Here is an 18994-nt window from a genome sequence, read left to right on the forward strand (position 1 = left end):
TCAATGAATGACACCTCCTGATCGGGCCTTGTCTCAGAGGCAAGCCGGGTCCAATGCAGGCCGACGGTTCAACACGCGATAATAAATCTCTTCATAGGTAGCGGTTGTCAGTTCACTGCTAAATTCTGTTCTGGCTCGCTCCAGGCAAGCCTCCCTTAATTTTGCAGCCAATTCCGGGTCCCTGAACATTTGAAGGCAATACTGCGCCATCTGCTCCGTATGGCCGATAGGAGCGAGGAATCCGGTCTCTCCATGCTTCACAAGTTCAGGAATCCCCCCGGCCACCGTCCCTACAGTAGGAACGCCACAGGCCATCGCTTCCAGGGCCACCAGCCCAAAGCTTTCTTTCTCGGAAGGCAACAGAAGCACATCTGCCATAGAGATGACATGGGCGATATCATCCTGCTTGCCCAGGAAATGCACGCGATCCTCAATCCCCATCTCCTTAATTTTGTGCTGAATTTTTGGCAGATCAGGCCCTTCACCTACGAACAGCATTTTTGCCGGTCTCTCCTGATTTACGCGATAAAATATGTCAACGACATCATTCACCCGTTTTACCGGGCGGAAATTGGAAATATGCATCAAGACTTTCTCGCCAGGTTCAGCAAAATCGCTGCGACATTCCTTGGCTTCGCGCGGGTAATATACCCGTTCATCCACAAAATTGTAAGTCAAGTCAATATCCCGGACGATATCCAATACTTCCCGGGTTTCCCTGGTCAAATCCGAAGATACAGAAGTGACCGCATCACTTTCATTAATCGCCAGACGAATTAAATCCTTTAAAGATTCATCTTGCGCCAGCACGGTAATATCCGTCCCATGCAGGGTAGTTACAACTTTCAAGGAATCACCAACCATTTGCTTGGCCAAAAAGGCGCACACAGCATGAGGCACTGCATAATGCACATGCAAAATGTCCAGCCCTTCGTTCTTGGCCACCTGAGCCATCTTCGTGGCCAGAGACAAATCGTAAGGCGGATAACGGAATACATAATAATCGCTTACCTCTACCTCATGATAGAAGATATTCTTGTGGTAGCTTCCCAGCCGAAAAGGAACGCTATGAGAAATAAAATGGACTTCATGCCCCTTCTCCGCCAACAATTTGCCCAGTTCGGTAGCCACAACCCCAGAACCGCCTAAAGTTGGATAACAGGTAATACCAATTTTCAAAAATCGATCCATATGGCGGGGGCCTCCTTTATATTCAATATAGTCCTCTGCTCATCTTATGAGTGTAACGGACTAAACAGTTGCACTGGATATGCTGTCTTGCTCATAAAGCCTTCAGCAAGTGGAAGCAATAAGCGTTGACCCAACAAAGAGTCGCGGGCCTTCACTCGCTCCACATAGCCTTGATTCAGTGGCGTAGCGGCGATATCCTCGCCAGATACACCCTGCTCGAATTGGGAGCGATAGCAGCGAAGCGCCTGCTCCTTCCGGGGATAATATTCTCCAACATCGACGACCAAGTCCGGCGCTGTCCAATCGTTAATGAAATAGAAGTAAAGCTGTGGAGCAGGCGTCGCAGGCTTGTCCGGCATATAGCGGCGCAGCTTGGCATTAAATACCGCAGCCTCCACCAGACAGCTGCAGTCGATATGATCGGGATGACGGTCCTCCCAATAGGGAGCGAACACTATGCTTGGAGCGAAATCGCGGATGACTCCGACGACGGCGGAGATTTGCTCCTCCGAGCCCGTCAGCCCACGATCCGGCAGCCCCAGATTCACACGGGCAGACAACCCTAGCGTCTCTGCCGCTGCCGCAGCTTCCTGCTTACGCAATACAGGATTGCCATTGGAGGACAACTCCGCCTCCGTCAAATCGCAAATACCCACACGAAAGCCGGATGCGACATGCTTGGCTATTGTGCCGGCCATACCAATCTCGGCATCATCGGCATGAGCTCCGAAGACCAGAATGTCCAGCTTGTCACTCATTTCGACAGCCCCGGTTTATTAAGCTCCACCAGTTCCCGCCATCCGAAATCACCACGATCCAGAGCCCGGACAAGGATCTCCGCGGTAGCCATATTGGTAGCCACCGGAATGCCGTGTACGTCGCATAGACGAAGCAAGGCTGTAATATCCGGTTCATGCGGCTGAGCCAAAAGTGGATCGCGCAGGAAGATAACCAAGTCCATCTCATTTTGTGCAATCATAGCACCAATTTGCTGGTCTCCCCCAAGCGGGCCAGACAGGAAGCGATGAATTTGCAATGACGTATTTTCCATGATTTTCAAGCCGGTTGTCCCAGTGGAGAACAACTTTTTATCCTTAAAGACATGTTCATAAGCAATGACAAAATTGACGATATCCTCTTTTTTGCGGTCATGAGCAATGAAAGCGATGTTTAACATAATCTTTAGTCCCCTCTATTCATCTATAAAGTGTTCAAATCCGTAAACCATGCCTTGGCATTCCAGCACTTTCTTGATGGCCAGATTCACACCGGGCATATACGCGGCCCGCTCATAAGAATCATGGCGAATCGTCAGCGTTTGACCGAAGCTGCCGAAGATAACCTCCTGCTGGGCAAACACACCGGGCAAGCGGACGCTATGTATCCGGAAGCCGTTGTAATAGCCACCACGCGAACCTTCGATGGTCTCTTCCTCGTCGGGGTTGCCTTGGCGCAGCTCTTCCCGGTTCTGGGCAATCAGCTCAGCCGTTTTTACCGCCGTTCCCGAAGGAGCATCCAGCTTCTGATCTCCATGGTACTCGATAATCTCCAGATGAGGAAAGTATTTGGCGGCTTGCGCAGCGAAACGCATCATCAAGATAGCTCCAATCGAGAAGTTCGGGGCGATTAAGCCTCCAAGCTTGCGGGCACGGCACTGCTCGTCCAGTTCTTCGATTTGCCCCTGGGTGAAGCCCGTCGTTCCAACGATCGGTGATACGCCATAACGAATAGCAAGCGCCGTATTTTCATACGCCGACTGCGGTGTTGTAAAATCAACCAGCACCTGGGGCCGGGTCTCTTCCAGTGCCCGCTCCAGATTATCCGTTAACGCAATGCCGCAAGCTGGCAAACCAACCAGCATACCTGCATCAAGTCCCATGTCCGACAAATTCACAGCAGCGACGAGCTGCAGCTCCGAATCCTGGAGCACCATCTTCACGACTTCTCTGCCCATGCGGCCGGCAGCGCCGGCCACGGCTACTTTAATAGGTTGCGACATCTGTAATCTCCTCACATTCTCTACTATGATGATTGTCTGAGCTTGGCCTTGAATCGTTGCTCCATCTTTTTTAATTGTGCAGCCACGGCAGGCTCCAGGGGAAGCGCAGCCGCTTCGCGTATTGCCTGCAATGCCTCTGCATACCGCTCCAGCTCGCCATAAGCCACAGCAAGCCATACCTGCGAGTCTACCGATAACGGGTCCATTTCCACCGCCCGCTTAAGCATCCGTAATGCCGGCTCCGCGGCCGCTGATCGCCGGTTATCCGCCTCCTCAAGCTGCCGCTTGGCCATCCGGGTTAATTCCATGGATTGGAGGCGATCATAATGCAGCCCGTATTCCTCCTGCTCAGGGTCCAGGGCAGCCGCGAGCCGGGCATGCTGGAGTGCCTTATCCAGTTGGCTGCTGCGGGCACAGGTAATGGAATATCGATAATGAATATCTGCATGATCCGGTTGAACGGCAAGAGCGCGCTCAAACCAATACTGCGCCAGCTCAAAATCGTTATCGTAGATGCTTCGGTAGGCCTTATGCAAATAATCCTCCGCCTTCATATGCTATCCCTCCTTACTGTAGGGATGATCCTGCTAACAGCATATGAAGAATACACCTATTCGGTGTTCTTTTTTGTCCAGCGGTCCGCATCACGTGTAGCAAATTTATGCATGACCTTTTCATGGGCCTCTGTCAGATCAATACCCAAAGAGTTGGCAAAACAAATCGTAATGAATAAAATATCGCCAAGCTCCAGCTCGATGGAATTATCCGGCTCGTCCGCTTTCTTAGGCTTTTCACCAAAATTGTGATTCACCTCACGTGCCAATTCCCCGACTTCTTCGGTCATACGGGCCAGCATCGTTAGCGGACTAAAATACCCTTCTTTGAATTGAGATATGTAACGGTCTACTTCGCGCTGCATCTCCGCGAGAGATTTGTCTTTGTCTGGTTCCAAGCCGAGATCCCTCCGTCATATGTCCCGTTTTTCCCTATGTTATCGTAAGTAAGGGGCGAAAACAAATCATTTTTTAATCCGTGCCCAAAAAAGGTATACTAGGAAAGGTGGTTCCGCAGGCCAGTTCTTACTGGCTGGAGAAATTCTATTTTTAACTTATGATGGATGTGAGAATGGATGAATGCAAATCGATTAACCGGTTTTCTAAAAACACTGCTGCCTATATTGTTGGGGACGGCCATCTACGCCTTTGGACTTCTCTACTTCATATTACCCAACCAACTGATGGAAGGCGGCCTCACAGGTGTTACGCTCCTGCTCAACTATGCGTTTGGCATATCACCCTCGCTATCCAACCTGCTCCTTAACATTCCTTTGTTTCTGCTCGGATGGAAAATTTTAGGGAGCAAGCAGATAGTTCTGACAGGCATCGGGATCGGTTCGTTGACCTTCTTTCTTTGGGTCTTTGAGCGACTGATTAGGCAAGGCTGGATCATCCCGTTCGCCACCGAAACGGATTACATTCTCGTTTCTTTATATGCAGGGGTTACGCTGGGAGCAGGCCTTGGCATCGTCTTTCGCTTTGGAGGCACGACCGGAGGCTCGGATATTATTGCTAGAATTTTTGGCCGTAAATATGGCTTTAGTATGGGGCAGGTCATCCTGACACTTGATATTATCATCATTGGACTATCGTTGTTCTATATTAGAAAGGAAAATATTCTATACACCCTTGTGGCTGTATTTATCGCTTCCAGAGTCATTGATTTTATTCAGGAAGGGGCCTATTCAGCTAAGGCATTCACCATTATCAGCGATGAGGCTCCAGCCATTGCCGACATGATCACCAAGGAGATGGACCGGGGAGTTACGCTCATCCCCGCCATCGGCGCGTATTCCAAACAGGCAAAACATATGGCTTATTGCGTAGTGTCCCGGCAGGAGATAAGAAGGCTGCAAAGCATTGTCAAATCTATTGACCCCAGAGCATTTGTCATTATCAGCGAAGTAAATGATGTGCATGGCGAAGGGTTCAGGGAAGAATAGCACCATAAGCTTAGACGAATAAATCAAAAGAGAGGTCCTGAATTCATTCAAGGTCCTCTCTTTTGCCTTCCCTCAATAAGACTATTTCATACGTTAACTATAATCGATACCTGAAGCCTTCTTCCTTCGTGCGCCGGACCGCGGTGACGGTCTGATCGCCAACAAACTTGCGAATTCCCGCATAGCCCAAGGCAAGCACAATCCACAAGCCAATCATCCCACTCCAGTACCAGGGGCTATCCAGACCTGTAATCGGTAAAAAGACGGGCTCATCCCCCCGGCGACCAAACAATTCCTTAAGCATGCCTTCTCCTTGTCCCAGCGCTTCCCGTAGCGCAGCCTCGTCCCAAGTCGGCTCCTGGCTCAAGCGCCCTACATAGGACAACCATGAAGTAAATTGGCTGATATCCGACGAAGAACGACGGATAATAGCCGCCGGGCGAATGATTTCATAATGCTGCTGCAATGTCTGGAGCGCCACGCGAAGCTCGGCCGGCTTGCCTCCGGCGCGGGCCTTGCTCATTTGCTGCAAATCATGAGCCAGCACCGTATAGTATTGCTGCCACAACGCATGATCCGGGTGCACAAGACTATTGACGGCAAGGCGCAAACGAGCAGACGATTCAGCCCATTCCTCCGGCACCACTTCAGCCTTGGCCAGCGTAGCCTTTGTATCCATGATAACTTCCGCCAATGCATGGATGCCTTCCACCGTGGTTAACCCCTGAAAGGATAAACCCTCCAGCGTAGCGGTCAGCACTTCCATATCAGCCGCAGCTTCGCTGACGCTGCCTTGCTGCATATGCGTGTACAGTTGCTCCGCTGCCGCTTCCAGTTGTTTCAGCTTCTCCCCGCGATCAGACTCCTGTGCTAACGAAGGCAGGCTCCATGTCAATGACCAGACCAGCAGGATCAAGACGGTGGCAAGCCGCACCCTTCCCTTAAATTTCACGGACATCCCTCCCTTACCATCATGGTATGGCGGGCTGTCCCACGTTAGAACCGGGAGGTCATAGCCTTTTAGCCGCTCTCAAGGCCATGAAGCCAACCACCACGCTGGCAGCCGTTAATATAACGGTGAAGCCAGCTACCGCTGGCACATCATCCCACAGCGTTCTGGGCAGCCAGGGATACACACCATAGGTGTAATCCACCAAATCATTCAAGAAGGTCCAGACACCGGCACAAGCCAGCATTAATGTTCCGAATTTATACAATCGGACGAACAGCAGCGCCTCCACGGCCATGGCCAAATGAGAGGCCACCAGCATTCCATCCTGCCAAACCAGTGGTCCTCCCTGAAAGGCACCGGCAAAAATCATGGCCACCGCCCATACTCCATATTTCACGCTCGTCACCACCGCCAGACCTTCCAGCAAGGTACGGATACGTATAAATCTGCCAAGCTTTCCCGGAAAGAGCAGGAATAGCAAGGTTAAGGTAAAGAACAAGCTCGCCGTTGGGCTGTCTGGTACAAAAATAATTAGCCAGCGGGGGTAATGATTCCAGGTATCCAGCAGTTGCGCGTCATACCAGATGTAACCATAGATAGTGCCCAGCAAATTACAGAGAAACAAGGTCCACAACATCCCGCGGGAGGACAAAAAGGAGGTGCTCCAAAAATACGATAGCTTCAACAACGTTTTTCCCTCTTCTTCTATGAGAATAGCCTGACTTGAGCTTATATAGCAGGCTGCCCAAGCTTAAAAAAACCTGACCGCAGGCTACGATCAGGTTCTCACATATTTTCTATTTTACTGTTCTGTTTTTTGTTTCGCAAGCCATTCCGCCAATTGATCGATATCCTGATCCGTTAGCCCCGCGCTGATCGCTGCATCATACACGGCCGGCATTTTCCCATTGTAGCCTTCCTTAATAATTGTCAGAATAGCTTCCTTGTCATGCTTATCGCCGACTCCCCGCAAGGAAGGTGCTGCCGCCCCCTTTAAGTCCACCGCATGACAGGATACACAAGTGGCCTTCTTGTAAACCTCCATCGCCGGATCATCCGGCTCGACGATGCTCACTTCCTCTTGGCGGATTGCACTCGAGGTTGGCAAGCCCTTCTCACGTTTTTCCCGGGCCTCTTCCTCACGCTGGATGTGCTCGGGTACTTGCCCACGGGCTTCCAACTCATGCTGATAGTGAGTCCAGGCAAAGTTAGTCAGATACACAACAGCGGCCAAAGACAGAAGCATCAAGGATGAAGCAATCGGGCGCTTGTAGAATCGCCGCTCCTTCCCTCGATCAAGAAACGGGGCAAGCATAAGTCCCCCGAAGGCAACCCCGGGAATTCCCATCGTCCCCAGAATAACAAAGTCTCCAGATGCATAGGGATACTTCAAATATTGATACAGAAACAAGAAATACCAGTCCGGCATCGGAATAACCGAAGCCGCAGGATTAGCAGGGTAACCTAGCGGAGCTGGCTCTGAAATAGTGAGCACCAGGAATCCTACCAGCACTACAACTCCTACCATCCATTCCTTTAGCAAAAAGTTAGGAATAAAGGCTTCCGATTTGCCAGGATAAGCTGTATAATCCGCTGGTGCAACAAAGCCCCTCCCCCTGCGGACGCGCGAATCGCCAACGTATACAACCTTTTCCTTTTCTCTCGAGTTGTCCACATGCGCCATGTCCTTGTTCCCCCTCCCTTCTTCATTCAGAGCTATAGAGGTTGTTGCCTAACATCATTCAAGTCAGTCTTATAGCGGCCCGGAAATCCCTTGTCGGCGAATCATAATGAAATGGCCTACCAATAGGATCAATAGCACGGCCGGAAGGAAGAACACGTGAATGGCGAAGAACCGGGTTAACGTCTCCGCGCCGACAATACTACCGCCCTGCAACAGCTCCTTCATCACCGGTCCAAGCACAGGCACCGAGTTGGCGATCTCCAGGGTGACCTTTGTAGCAAAGTAAGCTTTATTGTCCCACGGGAGCAAATAACCGGTTAAACCCAACCCGATCATCACGAAGAAAATCAGCATCCCTATAACCCAGTTCATTTCACGAGGAGCTTTGTACGAGCCGGTAAAAAATACGCGTAGCGTATGCAGAAACATCATCACGATGACCAAGCTGGCTCCCCAGTGATGCATCCCCCGTACAATTTGCCCAAATGCAACCTGAGTCTGCAAATACTCCACACTGGCATAAGCGTTAATGATGTCTGGAACATAATACATCGTCAGAAACATTCCTGATAGAATTTGTATGACTGTAATAAAGAACGTTAATCCACCAAAGCAATACACAAAAGCGGAGAAATGATGTGCCGGGTTGACATGCTCCGGAACCTCGTGGTCGGCTACATCGCGCCAGATCGGCGTGATATCAAGACGTTCGTCTATCCAGTCATAAACGTTTTTAAACATCTGATTCTGCGCCTCCTCTTCATTTCACGATGGTATTGGGAATAATATCCCCCAGATATACCCAGTCGTCCTTGATCATCACCTTATACTCGTCAAGCGGGCTGGATGCAACCGCCAGTTGCTTGCCTTCTTTGGTATAATGCGCGCCGTGACATGGGCAATGATATTCATCTGGAAAGTTGCGGTCGCTGTTCCATCCCACCGTACATCCCAAATGTTTACAAATCGGTGAAAGCGCATAAACTTTTCCGGTCGCGTCTTTACGGATCCAGGCTGTGAGCTTGGATGTGCTCAAATACCATCCGTCCTGTTGCTTTAATTCAAAATTAAATTCCTTTGGTTCTTCTGTAATCTCCCGGGCCTCAACCACTTTGACGAAGTCGCCTTCACCTTTCTTGTACAGGATTGGATCAACCGCAAACCGAACCATAGGAAGTGCTACCCCACCCATCATAAATGCAGTGGCTCCGCCAAGCGTGTATGTAAGAAATTGCCGCCGGGACATTTCCTTGCGAGTAGGCGGTTTATGTAAAGATTCATGCGGGTCCTGCTGATGGCTCATAAGTCTTCAACCCCTTTGCAAACAAAATTCCTGACAGTTCAATGACATTCATCACAAACAGTGGCGGACACATTTATCATATATTAGGCTTTTAAGACCGTCAAGAATTTGTCACATTTTTCCCAAGCAGCATTACTAGTCCATCATATAATTGTCGTTATTTAGTCACATTTGAATATTGACACGATCTTGCCATAATCGCTGGATTTCGCCCTTCACCCATTCTTCGGCGGCCCCACTGGCCATATCCGTCAAATCGTATGGAGACAGAATAAAATCAGCATCAGGCACCTCATCCCTTGTCCAATTCTCCTCTAGGGCAACCACGAGGCAATAGACAAATCCACCAGCCTTGACATTTCGGCAAATATCGTTAACGATCTTGTTCAAATCCTCGTTCCTGTACTGTATGGCCGGATAGGTAACAACCCTTCCCTTGAAAGGAATTTCGATCATATCGATTAATTTCTGAAGCCTTTGTAATTTCTCTGTGACTTTGGCGGGCATCTCCTGTCCCGTTAATCCAGTTACCGGAAGAAGGCAAGTATCCAAGTAAGGCTGCAACTCTTCCCAGGCAGCAGGCTCAATCTCGCTGAATTTCATAGGACGACCTCTTTTCTGATGTATTTCTTTCCAAATTATATACAGGCAACCAAGACAATACCATCCCGTTGCCAAAAAAACCGCTCCAACCCATCACTTGTCATGACGGTCAGAGCGGTTCACCAAAGCTAATGTTCTTCCAATGTCTTCAGTTCATCCGTCAGGAGCCGGAAGGCAACCTCATCCCCCTGCGCCAAGGCGGCATCAATTTCGCTGTAGATTTGTTCCGAGCGGTGTTTGCGAAGCGCTTCGTCCCATATCATTTCCGCTGCCAAACTGAGCATTGCTTCATAAGTAACCTTCATCTGATCCATAGGATGCACCTCCAAACTATGGTTTAAAGTGCGGGTTCAAAAAGGTGGGTATCAAGTCCCTTAAACAACTTCGTCCTAGAAAGACGACTTTTTGAACAACCTCTTTAAAAGATTTATTTTTGTCTTCCTATGTCCGGCGCGTTATAACCTGCTCATACTAAAGCATATTCACGATTATCCCCACCGTTTAGGGGTAACCGCCCCCATCCTGACGAATATGCCCTTGCCCATCATAACGGACAAACATTGATATGTACTCAGGAAAGCCGGAGCTCGGCAATGACCACCTGCCCAAACGGAGTCGCCTGCACATAACGTTCCTGCTGCTGATCCTCCCCAACACGCACTAGCCCCAAGTGAAGCATCATCTGAATCAGGCGTTCCTCAAAGATGGATGCCGGGGTGTCGTAGAAGAAAGGCTTAATCAAGCATTCCACGCTCTCATACAACGAAGACAACGTCACCCAGTCCTTGGAACAGCATAAAACCCAGTACATCAGGGAAAGCAAGTTAGGAATCGGGCCTTTGTATATTCTTAACCAAAAACGCACGAACTGCATCATCGGCTCCTGGCTCTGCTTCCCAAGATATTCTCGACCAGCATCCGTTAACTCCAGCACCTCGACGTTCTCGCAAATCCAGCGGGAGTGGTGGGCGTAATCATACAGCAAAGCTAATCGATTCGGGTAGTCCCTGAATCTCCGGCCGTACCCAAATCGCCACCCTTTGCCATTTAAGGGCTCGGATACATGCAAAGTCTCCATAAGCTGCAATTGATTTCTGCGATACATCACGCCTTCCCCATTCAAGGGAATGTCATGACCAGCTACGTATTGCAAGAACAGCAGCAAATCCGCAGCAAGCATATCAGGTTCCTCACGGTACATGAACGGCTCCGGGGCGACTTGTATCCCGCTGACAAACCGCCGTTCCAGCATTTCACGGAAGCGACGCTGCAAATCCTCCGGAATTTCAAACAAGTAGCGAGTATGATGGGTAGTCCCGTTAAACAGCCAGCCTCTCTGCCGAAAGCGGGTAATCATGTCTCGGGGACTTTCCCGTTCTTTGGCATCTTCGGTAAACCGGGCAGCCTGGGCGCAAGCCACCAGCTCCTCCAGACTGAATTGTTTGCGGCCATCAAATAACAGGGTGTTCAGGAATCGCAAGTCTTCCGGACTTATTGCACTTACATGACGGTCTATAAAATCTCTTCGGCTCACGGTCTGCAGGATGGACTGAATCAATTCATGCTTGGAATGTCCGCTGCATTCGCACTGGTAATGATTAGCGATTCTGCTAAGCTGCCCAATGTCCGTATACGTCAGCATATCTGCCAGATCCATCTTTCATCCCCTCGCGCCGTTTTAATCCCATTATGGGAAGGTTTTCCGGCATTTATTCCCAAACAGCAAAATTTCTATACAGGATAAGGGATTTCTTCCTCTACACAGCTCTAAGAGGATTGACTTTTTGAGCTCGTATTCTAAAAAAAGACAAAAAAATAAACCGGTCCGCTGCCGGTTTATTTCTTCTCCTCTATTATTTCCTGCAAATGCCGGGTACAGTTGTACAAGCGCATATCCCAGCGCTCCGCCCGCTTCTCCAGAACGGTTAATGACAAATTGCCGATTCGCTCCATATAAGTCTGATCATACAATGCGATATATAGCTGGGCCAGCAAACCGCCATGTGAGATCACAAGCACCCGCTTATCCGGATAACGCTCTGCCAGGTCATGCATAAATGACAAGGCACGCTCACGAATCGCCTCGTCCTTCTCCTGCCCAAAGTCCTGTTGATCCCAATCCAGGCCCCACAGCGTCTCACGTTCCGTTTGGGTCAAGCCCTCAGCTTGGCCAAACGCTTTCTCCATTAAGCGAGAATCGGGGTCATACAATGGAATCTGCAAAACCTCCGCGATGATGCTTCCCGTCTCCTGAGCACGCGACAAGCCGCTTGTAATCACAAAGTCCCAGCAGTATTCAGGTTCTTCCTGCAATCTCCGTGCCAATCTTCTGGCCTGGCTCCGCCCTTCATCGTTCAGCGGAATGTCACTTTGGCCTTGTATTCTCCCGGCCTGATTCCAATCGGTCAAGCCATGACGCACCAACCCTACCAACATAAGCATCCTCCTTAACGTAAACAAACGCCTCTGCCGCCTCAAAAGCGGAAGAAGCGTTTAGCATTCCTGGTTAGGGTCTGCTTCGACGCAGTCCCTTCCATGAGACCAACGCCAGCAGCATGCCGCCCATGGATAACACCATCCAATACTGTGGATAAGCAGGTCCCATCTGCACAGCAAATGGCTCTACAATCCCCCTAGATTCACCGGGCAACGCAAATGTTAAATCACCATATATTTCCGCATTGGAATCCGCAGCCGCCACCGCCGTTGGCAATATGCCGGTTCGCGGTTCAGCCACTTGCTGTCCCGGGCCCACCTGATCCATCAACAGAAGTGCAGAGCTAAACAGGAATACGGCCAGGAAGCTTGCCGCCCAGATCATGACGCGCCGCCGGAATCGTCGGCTTACGCCACGCTTCACACCAGGAGCAAGCCAAGGAGACTCGGCATAGATTCGATCCATAACGCGCCGATTAACCTCTTCTGCCTGCTCTTCCGTGATTTCCATTGGAGTGTACTGCAGCGTTTCCAGACTTTCTTCCCATAGCCGATATTCCGCGGCACAGGAATCACAGCCCAGAAGGTGCCACTCCAGCATCCGTCGCTGAGGATCTTGTTCGGGCAAATCTCGCATCAAGCCGAACAATTCCTGGGCTTCTTTACAATTCATCTGCTTTTCATCCCTTCATATTGCTCATAGATCGGTTCGTAAAAGTAGGGTTCAAGCTGACTCTTGACGCTGGTTCGTGCGCGAAACAACAGCGACTTGACTGCGCTGACGCTTTGCCCCAGGATATTGGCAATCTCCTGATAGTCCAATTGGTCGTATTCGCGCAGAATCAAGGCGGAACGTTGCTTCTCCGGCAAATTGTTGATGGCCTCTCTCACCATACCAACCTTCTCGCTCCGCAGCACCGCCTGCTCGGGAACGGCCTCGCTTGAAGCGACGGGTACATAACCACCCTCGTCCAAAGAGATATTGCCGCTTCTTTGCTTGCGGAGTTCACTTAATACGGTGTTGCGGGCAATGGTGTACAACCAGGTCGAGAAGGAAGCATCCACCTCCCGGAAGGAGTGCAGGCTGCGAAATGCTTTGTAGAACGTCTCCGAGCACAAATCTTCAGCGAGCAGCTCCAAATGAGCGCTCTTCAACATGTGATAAACGAAGGCGAGTATCTTGCGCTGATATCTTCTCATCAATTCCGAATATAGCTCCGTATTGCCTTCCTTAATTTCACGAATCATTTGGGAATCCGTCATTTGGGTGCGATCCTCCTCGCGCTGCCATGGGCCTCTTCCCGTTCGATTCTATATCAATTATTACCGAACAGGGTCCGAAAAGTTGCGGATTTCTATGTAATATCTATATAAATTTTCAGATCATGGCAAAATCCAACTTACCAGCATAACCAGACATTGCACATATTATACCACAGGACTTGGTATTAAAAAAACACTTCTCCGGGATTAATTCAAGAGGAGCAGATTCCTCTGCTCCTCCATCACAGTTCGGAAGCTTGCAGCATAAGGCAGTTCCTGATTTTCCTCATCCAAGAATTGCCAATCGTAACATATGGCGGTACGGACTATATCAACGCGACGCTCCTTGCAAGCGGTAAGCAAAATGGTTCGTAGGCCCATGCCCCTTTCCCAAAGCCAACTCATTCTCGATAGCCGCCTGAATGAAGGCCCGGGCTGTAAAGACTGCCTGCAAAGCCGCCCCTCCCTTGGCCAGCTCCGCCGTAATCGCTGCCGAGAAGGTACAGCCCGTTCCATGCGTATGCTGCGTGGATATGCGCTTGCCAGCAAGCTCCGTAAATTGACTGCCGTCATAATACAAATCAATGACCCGTTCCCCAAGGTCGGCATGCCCCCCCTTGATGACTACCTGCCGGGAGCCAAATTCGCAAATTCGCTTCGCTGCTTCACGTCGGTCTGTCATATTATCAATCTTCATTCCACACAAAGCCTCCGCCTCCGGAATATTCGGTGTCACCATCGTAGCCAGTGGCAGCAAAACTGTTTTTAATGCCCGCATAGCCTCCGGCTGAAGCAAGGATGCCCCGCCCTTGGCAATCATGACCGGATCAACGATGACCTGGCTCCAGTTGAAGGCGCGAATGCGCTCGGCCACCGCCTCAATGATCTCTGCATTGAACAACATTCCCGTCTTAACAGCATCCACCCCCAGATCGTCGCCAACGGCATCAATCTGCTCGGTTGCCGCAATGGGCGGCAACGGGTAAACCTTAGAGACACCCAGCGTATTTTGCACCGTGACGGCGGTCAGCGCCGACATGCCATACACTCCCAACTCCTGGAAAGTCTTCAAATCAGCTTGTATGCCTGCCCCACCTCCGCTATCCGAGCCGGCGATGGTTAATGCCCGGGCAATTCGGCTCATCCTGCCCACCATCCTCCGGCGCCTGCCGCTTCAATCTCGCTCACCGCCACATACCCCTTCAACGAATGGGGATGCAGCTTCGCCAATTCGTCCAGGAAAGCAATCTGGAAGCTGCCCGGACCATATTGAGCCGTCCGCTCCGCCGCTCGGGAAGCAGCGGCCCCGTAGAAGGCTAACCCGGCCGTGCCCGCGAGCAATACATCTTGTTCTACTGCAGTAAAAGCTCCCAGCACCGAGGTCAGGAGACAGCCTGTGCCCGTTACTTGAGTCAGCAAAACATCCCCTCCGCTGATCATACAGCATCGCCGTCCATCGGAAATCACATCCTCGGCCCCAGTTACGGCCACCGTGGTGTTCAAGGACCTGGCAGCCTTGACAGCAAGCGCTGCCGCTTCTTGTCCTGAGCTGTCTCCGGCATCTACCCCCTTGATCTCACGGGATTCCCCTACAAGATGGGCGATCTCTGCCGCATTCCCTCGCACCAGCGACACCTTCACTTTACGCAAAATGCGCAGGGCTGATTCCGTGCGGAAAGAGGTTGCCCCGGCCCCTACCGGATCAAGGAGGACCGGCACGCCATGCGCGTTGGCTGATCGACCCGCAATAATCATTGCATCTACCTGCAAAGTGGACAGCGTACCCAGGTTGAGAACAACCGCCCCGGCCATCTTCGCCATATCGGCCACCTCTTCCGCGGCATAAGCCATCACTGGAGCAGCCCCCAGGGCGTACAAGCCATTGGCCGTAAAATTAGTCACGACGACATTCGTCATATTATGAACAAGCGGCTTCATTTTTTGTACCTTTACAAGCAGATCGCAATATTGCTTTTCCAAAGTATCCATACTTTTTTTCAACCTCTTTTCGGTGTGTAGTATTCAATTAACGGACAGTCAGGTTCTTGATCGGCAACGCTGCTGTCAACGGACCGGCCATTCCTCCAGCCTGTATGCCATCTCCCAGAACTGATACTCCAGTTGACAGCTTTGCAGGAAATGCTCTTTCATTTTTCTCCGCTCCAGCACATTCGACGTTTCCGCCCAGCGGTCCAGTGCCAACCCGAATGCTTCGGCCGCACCGCCCACCCGGCTGCTATAGAACTGTATCCATTCGTAAAAAGGGTGCTCAGGAGTTGGCTTTACCTCAGCAAGCAGCCTTTGCCCAATTTCTACATATGTCCATGGACAAGGGAGCAGCACAGCATAAATTTCGCCAAGGCTGCCTTCATGGGCAACCGTCAGCATGTGGCGGATATAATGATGTGCCGACGGAGCCAGCGGGAATCCTTGTAAATCCTCGAATTGCACCCCTGCCACCCGGCAGAAGTTCTGATGCGGATGAATCTCGCTGTTCAGAATAAACCCGATTTGCTCATGGAATACCGCCATTTCCTCACGGCTGCCGCTCTTGGATATCGCAATACCGTAAATACGCATATAGGCGTTCAGATACTCAAAATCTTGCTTGACATAATGAATTAATTGCTCCTGCTCCAGTTGGCCCTGAGCAATTCCCCTCACAAAAGGGTGATTAAAAATAGCCTGAAAAATATCGTCTGCTTGCCTACGCAGCTCCTGCGCAAAACTCATCATTCCCCGCCTCCCAATGAATGTAGATGCACTCTCTCCACGGGGAGCTTAAACCGCCTTCAAGCTGGCCTGTATTTTCCGCTTCAAACCCAAAGCAAAAAAGCCGCCCCGTAGAGGGAGCGGCTATGAGTGGCAAATAGGAGTAAACTCCAATTAGGCATAAACAACAAGACCGACTCCACTTTCCTACGCTAGTACGAACTAGATCAGGTTCAAAGGGTCCAAGATATTTCTTGTCTCAGCCGTTCACGGCTCCCCTAGTGGATTTGCTATGCAATTTAATATTACTGTACCCATCTCAACCTAGAATGTCAATCCTCTCCAGGAGAAATGAAAGCGCTAAAAAAAAGTTGTTGACAGAATGAAAACGGATACATATAATAAAAGTACAGTATGGTTTCTCTCCACTCCTATCCAATAACTGCATGTTCTGAAAATGAACATGGGACCGCTATAGGGCGGTCTTTTTTTTATGCCCTTAAGCCCCTCTCCCTAAGAAAAACAGCGATGCTTCTGGACGGAAGCATCGCTGTTTTTCTGCCTGTTTATACATATACCGTGTATCCTAACGATTGCAAATGCGTTTTGCCCCGTTCCATCTCCGTCTCCTGACGGAAGGATAGACGCATTACGCCCGGCACATCCTCACGGCTCTCAATAATTTGCATATTGCTTAAGTTGATGTGGCGGAGACCCAATTCCGTAGCAATCTGGCCAATAATTCCCGGATGGTCAGGCACATCGATATAGAGATCAAATGAGGAGGTAATCGCACCCTTACGCCGCTCTGGCAACTCTCCGCGGAACTGATTGGCCGTTTGAAACGCTTGTTCAATACCCTCTCCGTCGCGCTCCTCAAGAAGCTGGATAAAGCCTGCAATCTCACGATTCCAATCCTTAAGCAGCCCTAACAACACCTCCTGATTGCTAAGGAGGATATCCCGCCAAATTATCGGATCGCTGGAAGCGATCCGCGTAATATCACGAAAGCCGCCAGCAGCAAGCATTCGGTAGAGCTCGTTGTCTTCATTGTAGCCGCGCACTTGATTCACCAAGGCTACGGCAATAATATGTGGCAAATGGCTGATGGCACCCACAATTTGATCGTGCATGATCGGGTCAACGCGAACAATTTGGGCTCTGGTATATGTTAACAACTCGGCAAGGCGCAGATAAGCTGCTTCCGGCACGTCCTGCGGCGGTGTCAACACATAGTAGGCATTCTCAAATAATAACGTTGAAGCTGCCTCTACCCCGGAACGCTCCGAGCCTGCCATCGGGTGTCCCCCGATAAAATATACACCAGGGCTAGCAAGCGCAGCAGCACAAGCGGCTACCGCCGCCTTCGTGCTGCCTACATCCGTTACAATACAGCCCGGCTTCAGTGGCAATCCGGTTAGCTTCTGCAAATATGCCTCCAGCTTCCCTACAGGAACACACAAAAAAATAAAATCGGCATCCTGCACCGCTTCTTCCATAGACAGAGTCGCCACGTCGACGACATCGCGTTCCTCCATCCGTGTCAGCGATTCCGGTCGATGAGCATGCCCCACCACCGTGATTCCGGGCTTGCCCTTAAAGCAAAGCGCCAATGAACCACCGATCAGACCTACGCCAAAAATGGCAATTTTCGTTGTCATATATACTCACTCATTTTCTGCGAATAAAGTAGGATTATACCCGGGCCGCCGGCTGGCCGAGCACTTGCTCCAGAGCGGTGACGAATTTGGCATTTTGTTCTGCGGAGCCAACGGTGACCCGCACATAGCTTGGGTATTTGGCGAAACCGCCCCGAATAATAATTCCAAGCTTCAACATGGCCTGGAACATCTCGCTCGCAGGACGCTGAGCATCAACCATAATAAAATTGCCATGGGCCGGGAAATAGGATAAGCCCAGGCGATCAAACTGCTGGTAAAGATAGGAGATGCCCTCCCGGTTTTTGCTTCGGCACTCGGCGACAAAGCGCTGATCGCGAAGCGCTGCTTTAGCCGCTGCCTGCCCAAAGCGCGACGTATTAAATGGCTCGCGCACCTGGTTAATCAGCTTGATAACACCCGGCTGGCCCACTCCATAGCCAATCCGCAGCGAAGCCAGACCGTATATCTTCGAGAAGGTCCGCAATACGACCAGATTTGGATATTTGTTCAGAAGTGAAATACCGCTCAGGTAATTTGAATCGGTCACATACTCTGCATAGGCCTCATCAAGTACGACCAGCACGTTCTCCGGCACCCCGGCGAGGAATGCCTCCAATTCATCCTTGGCCACGATCGTTCCGGTCGGATTGTTAGGATTGCATATCCAGACAACCTTGGTTTTTGCTCCAATGGCGTTCTGCATCGCCTCAAGGTCGTGCGTACCTTCTCTCAAAGGAACTTCAATGGTCAGAGCGCCTTCGATATCGGCATTGCTCTTGTAAACACTAAAGGTTTGATCAGCCATCACAGTCTCATCGCCCGGCAAGAAGAAGGCCCTGGCAATTAATGCAATGATTTCATCCGATCCGCAGCCGAAAATAATTTGCTCCTTGGCTACACCAAGTTGTTCTGCCAGCAGTTCCGTTAATTCCGCTGCACTGCCATCCGGATACAGATTTACATTCGTAAGCTCCTGCGTAATTGCTGCCTGGACCTCCGATGAGCAGCCGAACGGATTCTCATTGGAGGCCAGCTTGATAACTTCCTGAAGTCCAAGCTCTTTCTTAACTTCTTCAATCGGCTTGCCGGGTTGATACACCGGCAAATTTACGATCTGTGGTTTTGGTAGCATGCATAAATCCTCCTCATTACAATTCATATAAGTTGAACCTATGCTTTACGCCCTCTTCG

23 protein-coding genes and 1 riboswitch are annotated in these 18994 nt (G+C 50.5%); of the genes, 1 reads left to right on the top strand and 22 read right to left on the bottom strand.

Annotated elements, in window-relative coordinates; genetic code table 11:
• Positions 1-33: 33 nt before the first annotated feature.
• From bshA to C557_RS0108240, 6 genes are read right to left on the bottom strand one after another with little or no spacing between them, the layout of a single operon-like run.
• Positions 34-1191 carry an N-acetyl-alpha-D-glucosaminyl L-malate synthase BshA gene (gene bshA, locus C557_RS0108215; protein ID WP_018751371.1) on the bottom strand — a complete coding sequence of 386 codons (1158 nt, stop codon included), beginning with the start codon at positions 1189-1191 and terminating at the stop codon, positions 34-36.
• 44 nt (positions 1192-1235) lie between these two features.
• The gene (bshB1, locus tag C557_RS0108220) at positions 1236-1949 is read right to left on the bottom strand and encodes a bacillithiol biosynthesis deacetylase BshB1 (protein WP_018751372.1); all 714 of its coding nucleotides are present in this window, start codon (positions 1947-1949) and stop codon (positions 1236-1238) included.
• The gene (gene mgsA, locus C557_RS0108225) at positions 1946-2368 is read right to left on the bottom strand and encodes a methylglyoxal synthase (RefSeq protein WP_018751373.1); all 423 of its coding nucleotides are present in this window, start codon (positions 2366-2368) and stop codon (positions 1946-1948) included. Before mgsA ends, bshB1 begins: the two co-directional genes overlap by 4 nt.
• Before the next feature lie 15 nt (positions 2369-2383).
• Positions 2384-3190 (bottom strand): 4-hydroxy-tetrahydrodipicolinate reductase, encoded by an 807-nt coding sequence (dapB, locus tag C557_RS0108230; protein WP_018751374.1) that lies wholly within the window; start codon positions 3188-3190, stop codon positions 2384-2386.
• Positions 3191-3213: 23 nt separating this feature from the next.
• A complete protein-coding gene (locus C557_RS0108235; protein ID WP_018751375.1) occupies positions 3214-3744 on the bottom strand; it encodes a tetratricopeptide repeat protein in 531 nt (176 codons plus the stop codon).
• Between the two features lie 56 nt (positions 3745-3800).
• Positions 3801-4109 (bottom strand): nucleotide pyrophosphohydrolase, encoded by a 309-nt coding sequence (locus C557_RS0108240; protein ID WP_040676651.1) that lies wholly within the window; start codon positions 4107-4109, stop codon positions 3801-3803.
• A gap of 210 nt (positions 4110-4319) precedes the next feature.
• Between C557_RS0108240 and C557_RS0108245 the strand changes: the two genes are divergently transcribed.
• Positions 4320-5189: a YitT family protein gene (locus C557_RS0108245; protein ID WP_018751377.1), complete on the top strand. Its 870-nt coding sequence runs from the start codon at positions 4320-4322 to the stop codon at positions 5187-5189.
• Positions 5190-5286: 97 nt separating this feature from the next.
• Here the strand turns inward: C557_RS0108245 and C557_RS0108250 are convergent, their stop codons facing one another.
• The 16 genes from C557_RS0108250 to hisC form a co-directional block, all read right to left on the bottom strand.
• On the bottom strand, positions 5287-6141 hold the full coding sequence (locus C557_RS0108250; RefSeq protein ID WP_018751378.1) for a sporulation protein YpjB: 855 nt from the start codon (positions 6139-6141) through the stop codon (positions 5287-5289).
• A 58-nt stretch (positions 6142-6199) separates the two neighbouring features.
• A complete protein-coding gene (locus tag C557_RS0108255; protein ID WP_026263369.1) occupies positions 6200-6826 on the bottom strand; it encodes a DUF1405 domain-containing protein in 627 nt (208 codons plus the stop codon).
• 117 nt (positions 6827-6943) lie between these two features.
• Positions 6944-7825, bottom strand: a complete 882-nt coding sequence (locus C557_RS0108260) for a menaquinol-cytochrome c reductase cytochrome b/c subunit (protein ID WP_018751380.1) — start codon at positions 7823-7825, stop codon at positions 6944-6946.
• 69 nt (positions 7826-7894) lie between these two features.
• Positions 7895-8566 (bottom strand): menaquinol-cytochrome c reductase cytochrome b subunit, encoded by a 672-nt coding sequence (gene qcrB / locus C557_RS0108265; protein ID WP_018751381.1) that lies wholly within the window; start codon positions 8564-8566, stop codon positions 7895-7897.
• A gap of 19 nt (positions 8567-8585) precedes the next feature.
• On the bottom strand, positions 8586-9128 hold the full coding sequence (locus tag C557_RS0108270) for a Rieske (2Fe-2S) protein (RefSeq protein ID WP_018751382.1): 543 nt from the start codon (positions 9126-9128) through the stop codon (positions 8586-8588).
• A 165-nt stretch (positions 9129-9293) separates the two neighbouring features.
• A complete protein-coding gene (locus C557_RS0108275; protein ID WP_018751383.1) occupies positions 9294-9731 on the bottom strand; it encodes a DUF2487 family protein in 438 nt (145 codons plus the stop codon).
• A gap of 128 nt (positions 9732-9859) precedes the next feature.
• Positions 9860-10045, bottom strand: a complete 186-nt coding sequence (locus C557_RS0108280; RefSeq protein ID WP_018751384.1) for an IDEAL domain-containing protein — start codon at positions 10043-10045, stop codon at positions 9860-9862.
• A gap of 257 nt (positions 10046-10302) precedes the next feature.
• Positions 10303-11388 (bottom strand): hypothetical protein, encoded by a 1086-nt coding sequence (locus C557_RS0108285; protein WP_018751385.1) that lies wholly within the window; start codon positions 11386-11388, stop codon positions 10303-10305.
• 179 nt (positions 11389-11567) lie between these two features.
• Positions 11568-12167: a histidine phosphatase family protein gene (locus C557_RS0108290; protein WP_018751386.1), complete on the bottom strand. Its 600-nt coding sequence runs from the start codon at positions 12165-12167 to the stop codon at positions 11568-11570.
• 70 nt (positions 12168-12237) lie between these two features.
• On the bottom strand, positions 12238-12840 hold the full coding sequence (locus C557_RS0108295; protein ID WP_018751387.1) for an anti-sigma factor: 603 nt from the start codon (positions 12838-12840) through the stop codon (positions 12238-12240).
• The gene (locus tag C557_RS0108300) at positions 12837-13430 is read right to left on the bottom strand and encodes an RNA polymerase sigma factor (RefSeq protein WP_018751388.1); all 594 of its coding nucleotides are present in this window, start codon (positions 13428-13430) and stop codon (positions 12837-12839) included. The genes C557_RS0108295 and C557_RS0108300 overlap by 4 nt, the downstream gene beginning before the upstream one ends.
• A gap of 331 nt (positions 13431-13761) precedes the next feature.
• Positions 13762-14574, bottom strand: a complete 813-nt coding sequence (gene thiD / locus C557_RS0108305) for a bifunctional hydroxymethylpyrimidine kinase/phosphomethylpyrimidine kinase (protein ID WP_018751389.1) — start codon at positions 14572-14574, stop codon at positions 13762-13764.
• Positions 14571-15419 (bottom strand): hydroxyethylthiazole kinase, encoded by an 849-nt coding sequence (thiM, locus tag C557_RS0108310; RefSeq protein ID WP_018751390.1) that lies wholly within the window; start codon positions 15417-15419, stop codon positions 14571-14573. Before thiM ends, thiD begins: the two co-directional genes overlap by 4 nt.
• A 75-nt stretch (positions 15420-15494) precedes the next feature.
• Positions 15495-16163, bottom strand: coding sequence for a thiaminase II (tenA, locus tag C557_RS0108315; protein WP_018751391.1), 669 nt, complete (start codon positions 16161-16163; stop codon positions 15495-15497).
• Positions 16164-16329: 166 nt separating this feature from the next.
• Positions 16330-16432: riboswitch (TPP riboswitch) on the bottom strand.
• A gap of 276 nt (positions 16433-16708) precedes the next feature.
• Positions 16709-17803, bottom strand: coding sequence for a prephenate dehydrogenase (locus tag C557_RS0108320; protein ID WP_018751392.1), 1095 nt, complete (start codon positions 17801-17803; stop codon positions 16709-16711).
• 34 nt (positions 17804-17837) lie between these two features.
• Positions 17838-18935, bottom strand: coding sequence for a histidinol-phosphate transaminase (gene hisC, locus C557_RS0108325; RefSeq protein WP_018751393.1), 1098 nt, complete (start codon positions 18933-18935; stop codon positions 17838-17840).
• Between the last annotated feature and the right edge of the window lie 59 nt (positions 18936-18994).

It is taken from the genome of Paenibacillus sanguinis 2301083 = DSM 16941 (genome assembly GCF_000374825.1).
Lineage (GTDB): Bacteria > Bacillota > Bacilli > Paenibacillales > Paenibacillaceae > Fontibacillus > Fontibacillus sanguinis.

Coding starts and splice junctions, on each gene's coding strand:
- C557_RS0108285 (WP_018751385.1), bottom strand. CDS start 11,388: ATGGATCTGGCAGATATGCTGACGTATACGGACATTGGGCAGCTTAGC.
- C557_RS0108275 (WP_018751383.1), bottom strand. CDS start 9,731: ATGAAATTCAGCGAGATTGAGCCTGCTGCCTGGGAAGAGTTGCAGCCT.
- qcrB (WP_018751381.1), bottom strand. CDS start 8,566: ATGTTTAAAAACGTTTATGACTGGATAGACGAACGTCTTGATATCACG.
- C557_RS0108270 (WP_018751382.1), bottom strand. CDS start 9,128: ATGAGCCATCAGCAGGACCCGCATGAATCTTTACATAAACCGCCTACT.
- bshB1 (WP_018751372.1), bottom strand. CDS start 1,949: ATGAGTGACAAGCTGGACATTCTGGTCTTCGGAGCTCATGCCGATGAT.
- thiD (WP_018751389.1), bottom strand. CDS start 14,574: ATGAGCCGAATTGCCCGGGCATTAACCATCGCCGGCTCGGATAGCGGA.
- C557_RS0108295 (WP_018751387.1), bottom strand. CDS start 12,840: ATGAATTGTAAAGAAGCCCAGGAATTGTTCGGCTTGATGCGAGATTTG.
- C557_RS0108280 (WP_018751384.1), bottom strand. CDS start 10,045: ATGGATCAGATGAAGGTTACTTATGAAGCAATGCTCAGTTTGGCAGCG.
- thiM (WP_018751390.1), bottom strand. CDS start 15,419: ATGGATACTTTGGAAAAGCAATATTGCGATCTGCTTGTAAAGGTACAA.
- C557_RS0108320 (WP_018751392.1), bottom strand. CDS start 17,803: ATGACAACGAAAATTGCCATTTTTGGCGTAGGTCTGATCGGTGGTTCA.
- C557_RS0108290 (WP_018751386.1), bottom strand. CDS start 12,167: ATGTTGGTAGGGTTGGTGCGTCATGGCTTGACCGATTGGAATCAGGCC.
- dapB (WP_018751374.1), bottom strand. CDS start 3,190: ATGTCGCAACCTATTAAAGTAGCCGTGGCCGGCGCTGCCGGCCGCATG.
- C557_RS0108300 (WP_018751388.1), bottom strand. CDS start 13,430: ATGACGGATTCCCAAATGATTCGTGAAATTAAGGAAGGCAATACGGAG.
- tenA (WP_018751391.1), bottom strand. CDS start 16,163: ATGAGTTTTGCGCAGGAGCTGCGTAGGCAAGCAGACGATATTTTTCAG.
- bshA (WP_018751371.1), bottom strand. CDS start 1,191: ATGGATCGATTTTTGAAAATTGGTATTACCTGTTATCCAACTTTAGGC.
- mgsA (WP_018751373.1), bottom strand. CDS start 2,368: ATGTTAAACATCGCTTTCATTGCTCATGACCGCAAAAAAGAGGATATC.
- C557_RS0108235 (WP_018751375.1), bottom strand. CDS start 3,744: ATGAAGGCGGAGGATTATTTGCATAAGGCCTACCGAAGCATCTACGAT.
- hisC (WP_018751393.1), bottom strand. CDS start 18,935: ATGCTACCAAAACCACAGATCGTAAATTTGCCGGTGTATCAACCCGGC.
- C557_RS0108245 (WP_018751377.1), top strand. CDS start 4,320: ATGAATGCAAATCGATTAACCGGTTTTCTAAAAACACTGCTGCCTATA.
- C557_RS0108240 (WP_040676651.1), bottom strand. CDS start 4,109: ATGCAGCGCGAAGTAGACCGTTACATATCTCAATTCAAAGAAGGGTAT.
- C557_RS0108260 (WP_018751380.1), bottom strand. CDS start 7,825: ATGGCGCATGTGGACAACTCGAGAGAAAAGGAAAAGGTTGTATACGTT.